Raw genomic sequence first — 14,375 nt, 5'->3', positions numbered from 1 at the left:
CATAAACCGATCCCGCCGAGGTACAAACAACCCGGGCGGGATCGCATTCATGAAGATTGTGCAATAAACCACTCCGGCGATTATTGCGCCGGGTCAGCGGCAAGGTCGATTACTGCTGGTTTTCCTGCTCGCTGAACATGTCGCTGAACAACATGCTCGACAGGTAACGCTCGCCCGAATCAGGCAGGATTACGACGATGGTCTTACCCTGCATCTCCGGTTTTTCGGCCAGGCGTACGGCGGCGGCCATGGCTGCACCACAGGAAATCCCGCAGAGAATGCCCTCTTCCTGCATCAGGCGGATGGCCATGGCCTTGGACTCTTCATCGGTCACTGTCGCCACCTGATCGACAATCGACAGGTCGAGATTTTTCGGCACGAAGCCGGCGCCAATGCCCTGGATCTTGTGCGGGCTGGGCTTGAGTTCTTCGCCCGCCAGGGTCTGGGTGATCAACGGCGATGCCAAGGGCTCGACCGCCACCGACAGGATTGCCTTGCCCTGGGTGTGCTTGATGTAGCGCGACACACCGGTAATGGTGCCGCCCGTCCCCACGCCCGCCACCAGCACGTCGACGGCGCCATCGGTGTCGTTCCAGATTTCCGGCCCGGTGGTTTTTTCGTGGATGGCCGGGTTGGCCGGGTTTTCGAACTGACCCGGCAGGAAGTACTGGGCCGGGTCGGAGGCGACGATTTCGTTGGCCTTCTCGATCGCGCCTTTCATGCCTTTGGCCGGGTCGGTCAGCACCAGTTCGGCACCCAGCGCCTTCAACACCTTGCGGCGCTCCAGGCTCATGGAGGCAGGCATGGTCAGCATCAGCTTGTAGCCACGGGCGGCGGCGACGAAAGCCAGGCCGATACCGGTGTTGCCCGAGGTGGGCTCGACGATGGTCATGCCCGGCTTGAGCTTGCCGCTGCTCTCTGCGTCCCAGACCATGTTCGCGCCAATGCGGCATTTGACCGAATAACCCGGGTTGCGCCCTTCGATCTTGGCCAGAATAGTCACGCCACGCGGGGCGATGCGGTTGATCTGCACCAGCGGCGTGTTACCGATGGAATGGGCATTGTCTGCAAAGATACGGCTCATGGCAGGAGTCCTTGGCATGAAAAACAGCACGGAAAGACCTCAAGGGTAAGCCCCGGCCGGTGGCCCGTAAAGCCTGTTCGAACTCGGCCGGGCGTGTTGCGGTCAACCGCACATCCCGCCTTGGAGACGCCCTGATGAGAGCCCGTTATCGCTGGCCGCTGATCGGCCTGGGCTGCCTGGTCGTGTTGCTGGCAGCCTTGCACTTTGCCCTGCCCTACCTGGTGCGCAACTACCTGAACGAAAAACTGGCCGACATGGGCGATTACCGCGGCCAGGTGGCCGACGTCGACCTGGCCTGGTGGCGCGGCGCTTACCAGATCAACGGCCTGAAGATCGTCAAGACCAGCGGCAAGGTGCCGGTACCGTTCCTCGACGCGCCACTGATCGACCTTTCGGTGAGTTGGCATTCGCTGTGGTACGACAAGGCCGTGGTGGCCGAAGTGACCTTTGTACGCCCAGAACTGAACTTCGTCGACGGTGGCAGCAAACAGGCGTCGCAGACCGGTCGGGGTACCGACTGGCGCCAGCAACTGGAAAAACTGCTGCCCATCACCCTCAATGACGTGCGCATCGACAACGGCGTACTGACGTTCCGCAACTTCAACTCCAAGCCACCGGTCGACCTCAAGGCCACTCAGTTGAACGCCAACATCCGCAACCTGACCAATGTTCGTGACCCCAAGGGCCGTCGCGATGCGAGTTTCGAAGGTACTGCACTCATCGCAGGCGATGCCAAGGTGGAAAGCCGTGCGACGTTCGACCCGTTCAGTGATTTCGATGACTTCGAATTCAGGCTTCGTGCTACCGGCATCGAACTGCGCAAGCTGAACGACTTCGCCAGCGCCTATGGCAAATTCGACTTCAACGCCGGGCACGGGGACGTAGTCATCGAGGCGCAGGCGGAAAACGGTCGGCTGAACGGCTACATAAAGCCGCTGCTGCGCGATGTCGATGTATTCGACTGGCAACAGGACGTCGAGGAAAAGGACAAGGGCTTCTTCCGCTCGGTGTGGGAGGCAGTGGTGGGGGCGACCGAAACGGTGCTGAAGAACCAGCCAAAAAACCAGTTCGCTACCCGGGTGGAACTCAGTGGCAGCGTGCGCAAGCAGGATGTCAGCGCGTTTGAGGCATTCCTGCAGATCCTGCGTAACGGGTTTATCCAGGCGTTCAATGCCCGCTACGAGCGCGGCGCGCCGGATTCCGACTGAGATTGCGTGACGGGGCATTCAGGGACTGAATACCCGGTCTGCGTTTCCAGCCGCGCAACCCCGCGTTATAGTCGGTAACAAATCAAATCATGTGTTGCCTGTGCCGGCCTATTCGCGGGTAAACCCGCTCCCACAGAGACCCACAAAGCTCTGGCCATGTGGGGTTCCTGTGGGAGCGGGTTCACCCGCGAAAGGGCCAGTACAGGCTTACAGCAGAGGACAGACCCATGAAGTTCGAAGGCACCCGCGACTACGTCGCCACAGACGACCTGAAACTGGCGGTAAACGCGGCCATCACCCTCGAACGCCCACTGCTGGTCAAGGGCGAGCCCGGCACCGGCAAGACCATGCTCGCCGAGCAGCTGGCGGCCTCGTTCGGTGCGCGGCTGATCACCTGGCACATCAAGTCCACCACCAAGGCCCACCAGGGCCTGTACGAGTACGATGCGGTCAGCCGTCTGCGTGACTCGCAGCTGGGCGTAGACAAGGTGCACGATGTGCGCAACTACCTGAAAAAAGGCAAGCTGTGGGAAGCTTTCGAGGCCGATGAGCGGGTCATCCTGCTGATCGACGAAATCGACAAGGCCGACATCGAATTCCCCAACGACCTGCTGCAAGAGTTGGACAAGATGGAGTTCTACGTCTATGAAATCGACGAGACCATCAAGGCCAGGCAGCGCCCGATCATCATCATTACCTCCAACAACGAAAAAGAGCTGCCGGACGCCTTCCTGCGCCGCTGCTTCTTCCATTACATCGCCTTCCCCGACCGCACCACGCTGCAGCAGATTGTCGACGTGCATTACCCGAACATCAGCCAGTCGCTGGTCAGCGAGGCGCTGGATGTGTTCTTCGACGTGCGCAAAGTGCCGGGCCTGAAGAAAAAACCGTCCACCTCCGAACTGGTCGACTGGCTCAAGCTGCTGATGGCCGACAACATTGGTGAAGCCGTACTGCGCGAACGCGACCCGACCAAGGCCATCCCGCCGCTGGCCGGCGCGCTGGTGAAAAACGAGCAGGACGTGCAACTGCTGGAACGCCTGGCCTTCATGAGCCGGCGCGGCAACCGCTGACAGGAGCCGGGCCATGCTGCTCAACCTGTTCAATGAAATGCGCGCGGCCAAGGTGCCGGTGTCGGTACGTGAGTTGCTGGACCTGCACCAGGCCCTGCAAAAGCACGTGGTGTTCGCCGACATGGACGCGTTCTACTACCTCGCCCGCGCCATCCTGGTGAAGGACGAACGCCATTTCGACAAGTTCGACCGGGCCTTCGCCGCCTACTTCAAGGGCCTGGAAAACCTCGACCGGCACATCGAGGCGCTAATCCCCGAAGACTGGCTGCGCAAGGAGTTCGAGCGTTCGCTCACGGATGAAGAGCGTGCGCAGATCCAGTCCCTGGGTGGCCTGGACAAGCTGATCGAGGAATTCAAGAAACGCCTTGAGGAGCAAAAGGAACGCCACGCCGGCGGCAACAAGTGGATCGGTACCGGCGGTACCAGCCCGTTTGGCTCGGGCGGTTTCAACCCCGAAGGCATCCGCGTGGGTGAGGCCGGTAAACGCCAGGGCAAGGCGGTAAAGGTGTGGGACCAGCGCGAGTACAAGAACCTCGACGACCAGGTGGAGCTCGGCACGCGCAACATCAAGCTGGCCCTGCGCCGGCTGCGCAAGTTTGCCCGCGAAGGCGCCGCCGAAGAGCTGGATATCGACGGCACCATCGACCATACCGCGCGGGACGCCGGCTTGCTGAACATCCAGATGCGCCCTGAACGGCGCAACACGGTAAAGCTGCTGTTGTTGTTCGACATCGGCGGCTCGATGGACGCCCACATCAAGGTCTGCGAAGAGCTGTTTTCGGCCTGCAAGACCGAGTTCAAGCACCTGGAGTACTACTACTTCCACAACTGCGTGTACGAGTCGGTGTGGAAGAACAACCTGCGTCGCACCTCTGAGCGCTATTCCACCTTCGACCTGCTGCACAAGTATGGCGACGACTACAAAGTGGTATTTGTCGGCGATGCGGCCATGGCGCCCTATGAAATCACCCAGCCGGGTGGCAGCGTGGAGCACTGGAACGAAGAGGCCGGGTATGTGTGGCTGCAGCGCTTCATGGAGAAATTCAAGAAGATCATCTGGATCAACCCGTACCCCAAGCAGGCCTGGGACTACACCGCCTCGACCCACCTGGTGCGGGACCTGATCGAAGACAAGATGTACCCGCTGACCTTGCAGGGGCTGGAAGAAGGGATGCGCTACCTGTCCAAGTGATGTTGCCTGTGCCGGCCCTTCGCGGGCTCGCCCGCTCCCACAGGTACCCCACAGATCCTGAGGTGTGTGGAATACCTGTGTGCGGGCAAGCCCGCGAAGGGGCCGGCAGTGTCACCGCCAACGGTCCAGGTATAGCTCCTGCTCCCGCCAGGCCTCATCCTGCACCACCGCCCTGAAGCGCACCACCGCCCCCGGCATGCACTGCGCCAGTTGCGCCAGCGCCAACGGCGTCAACGCCCCAAGCCGCGGATACCCGCCTATGGTCTGCCGATCATTGAGCAACACAATCGGCTGCCCATCCGGCGGCACCTGCACCGCCCCCAGCGGTATCCCTTCAGAAATCATCGGCGCCCCCTGGTAAACCAGCTGCGGCCCCAACAGGCGGATGCCCATGCGGTCAGCCCGGCTGTCCAGCGTCCACTCCCGGTTGAAGGCTTCGAACAGGCTGGTACCACTGAAATCACCGATCTGTGCGCCTATCACCAGGTCGAGCACTGCCTTTTCTGCGTACTGCGGGCGCAGCGCTTGTGGCACCTCGCGCAGGGTTGCATGGCTACCGGTGAACGCCAGTGCCTGGGCCTCAACCAGCGCAGTACCCTGACCATCGATGCCACCCAGCGCTTCACGTACCACGGTGGCACAGCTGCCCAGTACATCCTCACCCTGAAACCCGCCCGGTGCCGCCAGGTAAGCCCGCACACCCTGCTTTGGCTGCTTCAGGGTCAAGCGCTGCCCTTTGCTCAAGGCAAAGCTGCGCCAGGGCACGACGGGCTGATCATCGACGCGCGCGTCCAGGTCGGCACCGGCCAGGGCCAGCACACAATCCTGTTCGGCCACCACGCTAAAGCCCCCCAACGCCACCTCGACCACCGGCGCCTCCAACGGGTTGCCCAGCAACCAGTTGGCCCAGCGCATCGCCACCCAGTCCAGTGCCCCGCCCTGGGTCACGCCCAAGTGACGCACGCCAAAACGGCCAGCATCCTGCAACTGGCACAGCGGCGTGCTGGCTTCGATCTTCAATTGCTTCATCCTTGTGCCTCCACATCGCCGCCCAACGCCAGGAACTCGCTGCGCGAAACCGGCACGAAACGCACCCGGTCGCCGGGTTGCAACAGGCTGTAGCCGTCACGCTCACGGTCGAACAGGCGCACCGGCGTGCGCCCGATCAGGTTCCAGCCACCTGGGGATACTGCCGGATACGCCGCCGTCTGGCGCTCGGCGATGCCCACGCTACCCGCCGCCACCCGCTTGCGCGGGGTGCTCAGACGCGGACTGGCCAGGCGTTCGTCGACCAGGCCCATAAAGCCGAAACCGGGGGCGAAGCCCAAGGCGAACACAGGATAATCACGTGCGCAATGCAAGCGCACAACCTCGGCTTCACTCATGCCGCTGCGCGCCGCCAGCACAGGCAGTTCTGGGCCCACGCTGGGGTCGTACCACACCGGGATCTCGTGGCGCCGGCCGCCTCGGTCGGTGTCCGGCTGCAAACCCTCCAGCGCCTGCGTGATCAGCGCCCTCGCCTCACCTGGCGGCAGGTCGAACTGCACCATCAGCGTGGTGTAGGACGGCACCAGATCCAGCAGGTGCTCGCCGAACACGGCGCTCAGGCGCTGGCTGGCGGCGAGCATCCACGGCATGTTGGCCTCGTCGATACGGTCGAACAGGCGCACCATCAGGCTGTCGATGGCGACCACTTCAATACGCGCCTTCATTGCGACTCCAGAGCATCGAGGGCTTGGCGTATCTGCCTCACCGCTGCCACCGAACTGTCGTTGTCGCCATGTACGCAAAGCGTGCTGGCCTGCAGGCGCAGGGCACTGCCATCGTCCGCCATCAGCGCGTCGCCACGGGCCAGGCGCACTGCCTGCTCCACCACCCGCGCCGGGTCGTGATGCACTGCCCCAGGCAAGCGGCGCGACACCAGGTGGCCGCTGGCGGTGTAGGCGCGGTCGGCGAAGGCCTCGAACCACAACGGCACGCCAATTTCATCGCCCAGGGCCTGGGCGGCGCGGTTGTCAGCGGTGGCCATCAACATCAATGGCAAGGTGCTGTCGTAGGCCGCCACGGCCTCCAGCACGGTACGCAGCTTTAGCGGGTCGGCCATCATGTCGTTGTACAGCGCGCCATGGGGCTTCACATAGGCCACGCGGCCACCCAGCACTTTGCAGATGCCGTCCAGCGCGCCGATCTGGTAATGCAGCAGGTCGCGGATTTCCTCGGGGCTGCAGGCCATGGAGCGGCGGCCGAAGCCGACCAGGTCCGGGTAGGCCGGGTGCGCGCCAATGGTCACCCCATGCGCCAGCGCCAGCGCCACGGTGCGGCGCATGATGCCGGGGTCGCCGGCGTGGTAGCCACAGGCGATGTTGGCGCAGTCGATGTAGGGCATTACCTCGGCGTCCAGGCCCATGCGCCAGCTGCCGAAACTCTCACCCATGTCGCAATTGAGTAGCAGGCGTTCCACCACGCGGTCTCCCTTGTTGTTGTTCACAGGCTTACCTTACCGCGCCTGCAGCTGTTTGCCGCGTGTTTCCGGCAGGCTCAAGGCCGCCACGATCACAATTCCGTAGGACACGGCAGCGAACATGCCGATACCCAGGCCCAGTGGCACGTTCTGGCCGAGCATACCGATCAGCAACGGGAACAGAGCCGCAATGACCTTACCGATGTTGTAGCAAAAGCCCTGCCCCGAACCGCGAATGCGCGTAGGAAACAGCTCGGTCAGAAACGCGCCCATGCCGCTGAAGATGCCCGAGGCGAAGAAGCCCAACGGGAAGCCCAGCCACAGCATCACGCCATCGCTGACCGGCAGCTGCGTGTACAGCAGCACGATCACGAACGAGCCCACGGCGAACAGGATGAAGTTCTTCTTGCGCCCCAGCAGGTCGGACAAGTACGCGCTGACCACATAGCCCACGTACGAACCCACGATCACCATGGCCAGGTAGCCACCCGTGCCCAGCACGCTGAGGCCGCGCTCGTTCTTGAGGAAGGTCGGCAGCCACGAGGTGATGGCGTAGTAACCGCCCAATGCGCCAGTGGTCAACAGGGACGCACGCACAGTGGTCCACAGCATGCCCGGGGCGAAGATTTCGTAGAAGTGCGAAGGTGCCTCGGCGGTCTCCACTGCCTTGGCCTGGCGATACACTTCAGGGTCTTTGACCAGGCGCCGAACGAAGATCACGAATATCGCCGGCACCAGCCCCAACAGGAACAGTGCACGCCAGGCCTGCTCTGGCGGCAGCCAGGAGAACAGCAGTGCGTAGAGAATCGCCGTGAGGCCCCAGCCGATGGCCCAGCCGGACTGCACCATGCCCACTGCCTTGCCGCGGTCCTGTGCGCGGATTACCTCGCCAATCAGCACTGCACCAGCGGTCCATTCACCGCCGAAGCCAAAGCCCATCAGCGTGCGGGCGATAAGCAGCTGTTCGTAGTTCTGGGCGAAGCCGCACAGGAAGGTGAAAAAGGCGAACCACAATACCGTCAGTTGCAAGGTGCGCACCCGGCCGATGCGGTCGGAGAGGATACCGGCGACCCAGCCCCCCACGGCCGAGGCGATCAAGGTGCTGGTATGGATCAATCCGGCTTCGGTGGTGGTGATGCCCCACAGCATGATCAGCGTGGGGATGACAAAACTGAGCATCTGCGTGTCCATGCCGTCCAGGCCATAGCCGATCTTGCAGCTCCAGAAGGTGCGCCGTTGCTGTTTGTCGATGTCGCGGTACCAGGCGAAAGGCCCGGACGAAGAAGGTGAGCTGACCTGCTGCTGCACGCCGGTGGGGTTCATGGATGCCTCGGCTTGTTGGTATTGTTTTATGGGCGACATGAAGCGTCGCGGCCTGGGCACCATTGTTCAAAGGCCACGCCGCCTGCGTCCAACGAGAAAAACCGCCGGTCTGGAACAAGAAAAACTGATCATGAACCTTCGCTTCCTCGAAACCTTCGTCTGGGTCGCCCGGCTCAAAAGCTTCCGCCTGACGGCAGAAAAGCTGTTCACCACCCAAGCCTCGGTATCCAGCCGCATTGCCGCGCTGGAGGCAGACCTGGGCGTGAAGCTGTTGCTGCGTGACTCACGTGGGGTCAGCCTGACCCCGGAAGGCGGCAAGGTGCTGGAGTATGCCGAGCGCATGCTGGATACCGCCAAAGCCATGAAGCAGTCGCTGGACAGCGACCGGGCCAAGATCGGGCGCATTCGCATCGGCGTGATGGACACGGTGATCCACACCTGGATGAGTGCGCTGGTGGCAGAGCTGACCGAGCGCTACCCGCAGGTCGAAATCGAGCTGGTGGCCGACACCGCGCTGAACTTGCGCGAGCAGCTGCAGAAAGGCTTTCTCGACGTGATTTTGCAGACCGACCTGCTGCGCGAGCAGTCGATTCGCAGCCTCGACCTGGCGCGCTACCCCATGGGCTGGGTGGTGGCGGCTGGCTCGCACCAGCACCGGGACTATGCGTCGCTGGCCGAGCTTGGGCGCGAGCGCATCATCACCTTCTCGAAGAATTCACGGCCGCACCAGGAGGTGCTGAGCTTGCTGCAGGCTGCGGGGGCGCAGACGCCGCGGTTGAATTGCGTGAACTCGGTGGCGGCGATCACTCGGCTGTTGCGCGACGGTTTTGGCATTGGCGCATTGCCGCCGGCGCTGGTGGATGCCGAGTTGGGTCGGGGCGAGCTGGTGTTGCTGCAAGGCCTGCAACCGCCACCAAGCCTGGAACTGGTGGTGGCGTGGCAGACAGGGGTGGCGTTGGTCGATGAAGTGGTCGGGGTGTGCCGACAGGTGCTGGAGCGGTATGCGCGGGATGTGGGTGGGCAGCGGATAGCACTCATCTGACCGGCTAACGCGGTCTTTGTGGGAGCGGCCTTGTGTCGCGAAAGGGCTGCGAAGCGGCCCCAGCAATCTGTGCATCACAACTGAAATCCGGGGGCCGCTGCGCAGCCCTTTCGCGACACAAGGCCGCTCCCACAGGCGCCGTGCAGCCTAGCGCCAGCTTTCTTTCACCGCCCTGCGCCGCCCGCCCAGGATCACCCAGCCAATCCCCAGCAACAGGCTTTCGACCACAAAGGCCAGCACAAACCCTGCGCCAACACCCCAGCCAATTGCCTCGGGCACCAGCAGAATCTGGTAGCTGTAGGCATTGAGGGTTTCCTCGCGCAGTTGTGGGTCGGCCTGCACCAGCACATGCCAGGTACGCTGGGCCCACGGCCCTTGCAACGCCTGCCATTCTTTTTCCAGCAGTTCGTTGCGGATCATCAGGCTTTCGATGCTGTTGGCATCACTGTTGAACACCGGGTCGTCACTGCTGCGGTAATGCTGCAGCAGCGCCTGCAAATCGCCTTTGAAAAATCGCTCGGCCGTTTGCCGGAACCCATCCAGCGCCTCGCGCGACTCGAACAGGTGCGCCTCGACCCGCTGGCTATAGTCCTTGACCAGCCCAGGGACCTGGATACCGGCCAGCAGGCCGAAGGTGAACAGCAGCAACCGCAGGTAACTTCTGAACATGCAGCGTCCTTAGCTCTGGCCGTGTGCCACGCACTCGCCGTGCCGCCACAGGGCCCATTGACCGGGCTCGTAGCGATGCCAGGTCTCGTTCTCGGTCAGGGCCTCGGTGGCAATCACCGTGACCACGTCGTTGGGGGTGGTTTCGGTATGAAAATCGACGATCAGGTCGACATCTTTCAACCGCGCGGCACCAAATGGCGCACGGCGGGTAATGTGCACCAGCTTGGTCGAACAGAAGCAGAACAGCCAGTCGCCATCGCTGAGCATGCAGTTGAACACACCCCGGCCACGGTAGCCGGCACAGGCTTCCACCAGCACCGGCAGCAGCTGTTCCACCGGCACCGGCTCGGGGAAAGCACTGCGGATGCGGTTGAGCAAGTCGCAAAAAGCCGCTTCGCTGTCGGTGTCGCCCACCGGCCGGTAGAAGCTGGCCTGCCCTTTGAAATCGCCCAGTTGCCCATTGTGCGCAAAGCACCAGTTGCGGCCCCACATTTCCCGCATGAACGGGTGGGTGTTGGACAGGCACACCCGGCCGACGTTGGCCTGACGGATATGCCCGATCACCACCTCGCTCTTGATCGGGTAACGCTGCACCAGGTTGGCAACTTCCGACTCGCTGCTCGCGGCCGGGTCCTGGAACAGGCGCAGCCCGCGGCCTTCATAGAAGCCGATACCCCAGCCGTCACGGTGCGGGCCGGTACGGCCCCCGCGCTGCATCAGGCCGGTAAAGCTGAAAACGATGTCGGTGGGGACGTTGGCACTCATGCCCAGCAGTTCGCACACAGGCGTGTCTCCTCCGCTTACAGACGGGGCTCGACCCGGCCATTGCCGCGGGGAACGGCAGGGCGTGGGTCGTCGCGGTAACGGTCGCCGCGCTCGGCGGCCAAGGGGGCTTGCCCGGCGACCTGGTCATCTTCATCCGCCTGGCGCTTGGCGGCCGCCTCGGCTTGCACACGCCGCTCACTGGCGCGTTTTTCCAGCGGCCAGCGCACCAGCACGAAGAGAAAATACAGGCCGAAGGCAATCATGCCGTACATGGCGAAGTCGGACACCGCACGCCAGGCGTTGTTGCCCACCTTGAAGGCAAGGTCCAGGGCAGTGATGGCGATGGCCGGGGCGAAGCTGTCCTTGACCGGGTCGACGACAGTCGGGGTCAGCAGCAGCACTGCCAGCACCACCCGCAGCGGTTCGCGCAGCCAGCGCCACATCCAGCCGGTAAGCTTGAAGGCCACCAGCAGGCAGCCCAAGGCGGCCACGGCGTACAGGCCCCAGGCAAAGGTGTAGTCGTTCTCGGTCATGGTGTTCGTGCAAGCCAGGCAAAGAGATGCCTATGATAAACACTTTTCCGGGCGCAGACAGTGTTTGCCTGTACCGGCCTCTTCGCGGGCGTGCCCGCCAAGAGGCCGGTACAGGCAACCCCAACCAAGAGACCCTCAATGCAAACCAAGCCCCAACCTCCCATCGCCCACGCCGATAACGCCGCCGACCCGTACGCCTGGCTGCAACAGCGCGACACCCCCGAGGTACTCGCCTACCTGCAAGCCGAAAACGCCTACCAGGAAGCCTGCCTGGCCGACCAGGCACCGTTGCGTGAGCAATTGTTCGAAGAGATCAAGGGCCGCATCCTGGAAACCGACCTGTCACTGCCGGCCCCCTGGGGCCCCTACCTGTACTACACCCGCACCACCGCAGGCGACGAGTACCCACGGCACTACCGCTGCCCGCGCCCGGCAGACGACTCGAACACCGTCGATGAAAGCCAGGAGCAACTGCTGCTCGACCCCAACGCCCTGGCCAATGGCGGCTTTTTGTCGCTGGGTGGGTTCAACGTCAGCCCCGACCACCGCCTGCTTGCCTACAGCCTCGACACCAGCGGCGATGAAATCTACACCCTGTACGTCAAGGACCTGGCCACCGGCAGCATCACCGCCCTGCCCTTCGACGACTGCGACGGCAGCCTGACCTGGGCCAATGACAGCCAGACGCTGTTCTTCGCTGAACTGGACGACACCCACCGCCCTTGGCGCCTGCGCCGTCATACCCTCGGCAGCGACGCTGCGCAGACCGTGTTCGAAGAGCCCGACGGGCGCTTCTTCCTGCACTGCTACCGCACCAGCTCCGAGCGCCAACTGGTGCTGCTGCTGAACAGCAAGACCACCAGCGAGGCCTGGGTACTAAATGCCGAAACGCCGCAGGCGCCGTTCACCTGCCTGGCGCCGCGTGTCGAAGGCCATGAGTACTTCCCCGACCATGGCCAGCTCGATGGCGAGTGGCGCTGGTTCATCCGCACCAACCAGGACGGTATCAACTTCGCGCTGTACCAGGCCCCTGCCACACCGGTGCCCAGCCGTGCACACTGGCAGGTGCTGGTGGCACACCGCGATGCGATCATGCTCGAAGGCCTCAGCCTGAATGCCGGCGCGCTGACCCTGAGCCTGCGCGAAGGCGGTTTGCCGATCATCGAAGTACGCCCACAAGGCCTGCCATGCTACCGTGTGGAACTCCCCGACGCCGCCTACAGCCTGTACGTGCAAGACAGCCTGGAGTTTGCCAGCACACGCGTACGCCTGCGTTACGAAGCGCTCAACCGCCCAGCCCAGGTGCGCCAGCTGGAGCTGGCCAGCGGCGCCCAGGCCGTGCTCAAGCAAACCCCGGTGCTGGGTGCGTTCGATGCTGATGACTACGTGAGCGAGCGCCGGTGGGCAACCGCAGCGGATGGCACCCAGGTGCCGATCAGCCTGGTGCGTCGCCGCCAGGACCTGGGCCAACCCGTGCCGCTGTACCTGTACGGTTACGGCGCCTATGGCGAAAGCCTGGACCCTTGGTTCTCCCATGCGCGGCTGAGCCTGCTGGAACGCGGCGTGGCTTTTGCCATCGCCCATGTGCGCGGCGGTGGCGAACTGGGCGAAGCCTGGTACCGCGCCGGCAAGCAGGAGCACAAACCCAATACCTTCAACGACTTCATCGCCTGCGCCGAACACCTGATCGCCGAGGGTGTGACCACTGCCGAGCAGCTGGCCATCAGCGGCGGCAGCGCTGGCGGCCTGCTGATCGGTGCAGTGCTCAACCTGCGGCCCGAGCTGTTCCGCTGTGCGATTGCCGAAGTACCGTTCGTCGACGTGCTCAATACCATGCTCGACCCCGAGCTGCCGCTGACCGTGACCGAGTACGACGAATGGGGCAACCCTGAGGAGCCGCAGGTGTATGAACGGATCAAGGCTTATGCGCCGTACGAGAATGTAAAAGCGCAGGCCTACCCGGCGATGCTGGTGGTAGCGGGCTACAACGACAGCCGCGTGCAGTACTGGGAAGCAGCCAAATGGGTGGCGCGCTTGCGCACGCACAAGACCGACAGCAACCTGCTGCTGCTCAAGACCGAGATGGGAGCTGGGCATGGTGGGATGAGCGGGCGGTACCAGGGGTTGAAAGATGTGGCCCTGGAGTATGCGTTCGTGTTTGGCGAATTAGGTATCGCCTGAAGGGAGGTTTGAGCACCTGCCCGCTCCCACAGGACCAGCGCAGGCCGCTCATGCTCAATCATCCTGCACCGCCGGCTTCGGTGGGTCCTGGCGCAACCCCGGCAATGGCTGGTCCTTCGGCGGCCCGGGCACTGGCATTGGCGGCAACAAGGGCGCCCCCGGCTGGCTGTCGTAGGCTTTGGGCGGTGTACTCGGGGTGATCTGCGGGTATGGCGTGGGTGTGGGGGTGCCCGGTGCACCCGGCACTGGCGTAGTGAGGCGAGGTGGCGTGCTGGCAGCTTCGGCCAGGGGCAGGCCAGCCATCAGCAGCGCGGTCAGGATCGCGTGAAACATCAGCAACCTCCTGTCGGGAACCTTTCTACAGGCTACGCCTAAATCACCGCTTTCGCCTGTCCGCCTGCCCTGCAAGCGCGCTAGACTCAATGCCATAACCGTCATTTGCCTGATCAGAACAAAGGAAACACCATGAGCTCCACCTCTTCCGCCGCCGCCACCGCGCGCCTTGATCGCATCCTGGCCGATGCCAAGCGTGACAAGGAAATGGGCTACCGCGACAAGGCCCTGAGAATGTACCCGCACGTCTGCGGCCGTTGCGCCCGCGAATTCGCTGGCAAGCGCCTGAGCGAGCTGACCGTGCACCACCGTGACCACAATCACGACAACAACCCGCAGGACGGCTCCAACTGGGAGCTGCTGTGCCTGTACTGCCACGACAACGAGCACTCGCGCTACACCGACCAGCAGTACTTCAGCGAAGGTTCCACCAGCACACCGAGCATCGCCAAGGCCACCCACAACCCGTTCGCCGCGCTGGCGGGCATGTTGAAGAAAGACTGACCATCGA

General features: G+C 63.3%; 15 protein-coding genes. 6 read left to right on the top strand and 9 right to left on the bottom strand.

Features of this window, described 5'->3' with window-relative positions; all coding sequences use genetic code 11:
• Positions 1–109: 109 nt before the first annotated feature.
• The gene (gene cysK, locus CKW35_RS20560) at positions 110–1,084 is read right to left on the bottom strand and encodes a cysteine synthase A (RefSeq protein WP_016488583.1); all 975 of its coding nucleotides are present in this window, start codon (positions 1,082–1,084) and stop codon (positions 110–112) included.
• Between the two features lie 134 nt (positions 1,085–1,218).
• Between cysK and CKW35_RS20555 the strand changes: the two genes are divergently transcribed.
• The 3 genes from CKW35_RS20555 (at position 1,219) to CKW35_RS20545 (ending at position 4,557) form a co-directional block, all read left to right on the top strand.
• Positions 1,219–2,292, top strand: coding sequence for a DUF748 domain-containing protein (locus CKW35_RS20555; protein WP_016488584.1), 1,074 nt, complete (start codon positions 1,219–1,221; stop codon positions 2,290–2,292).
• 227 nt (positions 2,293–2,519) lie between these two features.
• Positions 2,520–3,365, top strand: a complete 846-nt coding sequence (locus tag CKW35_RS20550) for a MoxR family ATPase (RefSeq protein WP_016488585.1) — start codon at positions 2,520–2,522, stop codon at positions 3,363–3,365.
• A gap of 13 nt (positions 3,366–3,378) precedes the next feature.
• Entirely contained in the window at positions 3,379–4,557 is a 1,179-nt protein-coding gene (locus tag CKW35_RS20545) for a VWA domain-containing protein (RefSeq protein WP_016488586.1), read from the top strand.
• Between the two features lie 111 nt (positions 4,558–4,668).
• Here the strand turns inward: CKW35_RS20545 and CKW35_RS20540 are convergent, their stop codons facing one another.
• From CKW35_RS20540 to CKW35_RS20525, 4 genes are read right to left on the bottom strand one after another with little or no spacing between them, the layout of a single operon-like run.
• Positions 4,669–5,586: a biotin-dependent carboxyltransferase family protein gene (locus CKW35_RS20540; RefSeq protein WP_095116759.1), complete on the bottom strand. Its 918-nt coding sequence runs from the start codon at positions 5,584–5,586 to the stop codon at positions 4,669–4,671.
• The gene (gene pxpB, locus CKW35_RS20535; RefSeq protein ID WP_016488588.1) at positions 5,583–6,269 is read right to left on the bottom strand and encodes a 5-oxoprolinase subunit PxpB; all 687 of its coding nucleotides are present in this window, start codon (positions 6,267–6,269) and stop codon (positions 5,583–5,585) included. The genes CKW35_RS20540 and pxpB overlap by 4 nt, the downstream gene beginning before the upstream one ends.
• Complete coding sequence (locus tag CKW35_RS20530) at positions 6,266–7,045, bottom strand: 5-oxoprolinase subunit PxpA (RefSeq protein ID WP_016488589.1); 780 nt, start codon at positions 7,043–7,045, stop codon at positions 6,266–6,268. Before CKW35_RS20530 ends, pxpB begins: the two co-directional genes overlap by 4 nt.
• Positions 7,046–7,054: 9 nt before the next feature.
• Positions 7,055–8,341 (bottom strand): MFS transporter, encoded by a 1,287-nt coding sequence (locus CKW35_RS20525; RefSeq protein WP_023048404.1) that lies wholly within the window; start codon positions 8,339–8,341, stop codon positions 7,055–7,057.
• 130 nt (positions 8,342–8,471) lie between these two features.
• On the opposite strand from CKW35_RS20525, the gene CKW35_RS20520 reads away from it, so the two are divergent.
• Positions 8,472–9,383: a LysR family transcriptional regulator gene (locus CKW35_RS20520; RefSeq protein WP_095116810.1), complete on the top strand. Its 912-nt coding sequence runs from the start codon at positions 8,472–8,474 to the stop codon at positions 9,381–9,383.
• Positions 9,384–9,530: 147 nt separating this feature from the next.
• Here CKW35_RS20520 and CKW35_RS20515 read toward each other — a convergent pair whose 3' ends face one another.
• From CKW35_RS20515 to CKW35_RS20505, 3 genes are read right to left on the bottom strand one after another with little or no spacing between them, the layout of a single operon-like run.
• The gene (locus tag CKW35_RS20515) at positions 9,531–10,052 is read right to left on the bottom strand and encodes a DUF2937 family protein (RefSeq protein ID WP_095116757.1); all 522 of its coding nucleotides are present in this window, start codon (positions 10,050–10,052) and stop codon (positions 9,531–9,533) included.
• Positions 10,053–10,061: 9 nt separating this feature from the next.
• Positions 10,062–10,835 (bottom strand): class II glutamine amidotransferase, encoded by a 774-nt coding sequence (locus CKW35_RS20510; protein ID WP_016488593.1) that lies wholly within the window; start codon positions 10,833–10,835, stop codon positions 10,062–10,064.
• Between the two features lie 17 nt (positions 10,836–10,852).
• Positions 10,853–11,350, bottom strand: coding sequence for a hypothetical protein (locus CKW35_RS20505; protein ID WP_016488594.1), 498 nt, complete (start codon positions 11,348–11,350; stop codon positions 10,853–10,855).
• Between the two features lie 138 nt (positions 11,351–11,488).
• Between CKW35_RS20505 and CKW35_RS20500 the strand changes: the two genes are divergently transcribed.
• A complete protein-coding gene (locus CKW35_RS20500) occupies positions 11,489–13,531 on the top strand; it encodes a S9 family peptidase (protein WP_095116755.1) in 2,043 nt (680 codons plus the stop codon).
• Between the two features lie 54 nt (positions 13,532–13,585).
• Here CKW35_RS20500 and CKW35_RS20495 read toward each other — a convergent pair whose 3' ends face one another.
• Positions 13,586–13,864, bottom strand: coding sequence for a hypothetical protein (locus CKW35_RS20495; protein ID WP_095116753.1), 279 nt, complete (start codon positions 13,862–13,864; stop codon positions 13,586–13,588).
• Positions 13,865–13,996: 132 nt separating this feature from the next.
• Between CKW35_RS20495 and CKW35_RS20490 the strand changes: the two genes are divergently transcribed.
• A complete protein-coding gene (locus CKW35_RS20490; RefSeq protein ID WP_016488597.1) occupies positions 13,997–14,368 on the top strand; it encodes a YajD family HNH nuclease in 372 nt (123 codons plus the stop codon).
• The last annotated feature ends 7 nt before the right edge of the window (positions 14,369–14,375 follow it).

This window comes from Pseudomonas sp. Irchel 3F3, from assembly GCF_900187545.1.
GTDB lineage: Bacteria > Pseudomonadota > Gammaproteobacteria > Pseudomonadales > Pseudomonadaceae > Aquipseudomonas > Aquipseudomonas fortuita.
This window is presented reverse-complemented; position numbering and strand designations above follow the sequence as displayed.

What these genes read in the sequence shown, in the direction of transcription:
- cysK (WP_016488583.1), bottom strand. Translation starts at nt 1,084, where the DNA reads ATGAGCCGTATCTTTGCAGACAATGCCCATTCCATCGGTAACACGCCG.
- CKW35_RS20555 (WP_016488584.1), top strand. Translation starts at nt 1,219, where the DNA reads ATGAGAGCCCGTTATCGCTGGCCGCTGATCGGCCTGGGCTGCCTGGTC.
- CKW35_RS20550 (WP_016488585.1), top strand. Translation starts at nt 2,520, where the DNA reads ATGAAGTTCGAAGGCACCCGCGACTACGTCGCCACAGACGACCTGAAA.
- CKW35_RS20545 (WP_016488586.1), top strand. Translation starts at nt 3,379, where the DNA reads ATGCTGCTCAACCTGTTCAATGAAATGCGCGCGGCCAAGGTGCCGGTG.
- CKW35_RS20540 (WP_095116759.1), bottom strand. Translation starts at nt 5,586, where the DNA reads ATGAAGCAATTGAAGATCGAAGCCAGCACGCCGCTGTGCCAGTTGCAG.
- pxpB (WP_016488588.1), bottom strand. Translation starts at nt 6,269, where the DNA reads ATGAAGGCGCGTATTGAAGTGGTCGCCATCGACAGCCTGATGGTGCGC.
- CKW35_RS20525 (WP_023048404.1), bottom strand. Translation starts at nt 8,341, where the DNA reads ATGAACCCCACCGGCGTGCAGCAGCAGGTCAGCTCACCTTCTTCGTCC.
- CKW35_RS20520 (WP_095116810.1), top strand. Translation starts at nt 8,472, where the DNA reads ATGAACCTTCGCTTCCTCGAAACCTTCGTCTGGGTCGCCCGGCTCAAA.
- CKW35_RS20515 (WP_095116757.1), bottom strand. Translation starts at nt 10,052, where the DNA reads ATGTTCAGAAGTTACCTGCGGTTGCTGCTGTTCACCTTCGGCCTGCTG.
- CKW35_RS20505 (WP_016488594.1), bottom strand. Translation starts at nt 11,350, where the DNA reads ATGACCGAGAACGACTACACCTTTGCCTGGGGCCTGTACGCCGTGGCC.
- CKW35_RS20500 (WP_095116755.1), top strand. Translation starts at nt 11,489, where the DNA reads ATGCAAACCAAGCCCCAACCTCCCATCGCCCACGCCGATAACGCCGCC.
- CKW35_RS20495 (WP_095116753.1), bottom strand. Translation starts at nt 13,864, where the DNA reads ATGTTTCACGCGATCCTGACCGCGCTGCTGATGGCTGGCCTGCCCCTG.
- CKW35_RS20490 (WP_016488597.1), top strand. Translation starts at nt 13,997, where the DNA reads ATGAGCTCCACCTCTTCCGCCGCCGCCACCGCGCGCCTTGATCGCATC.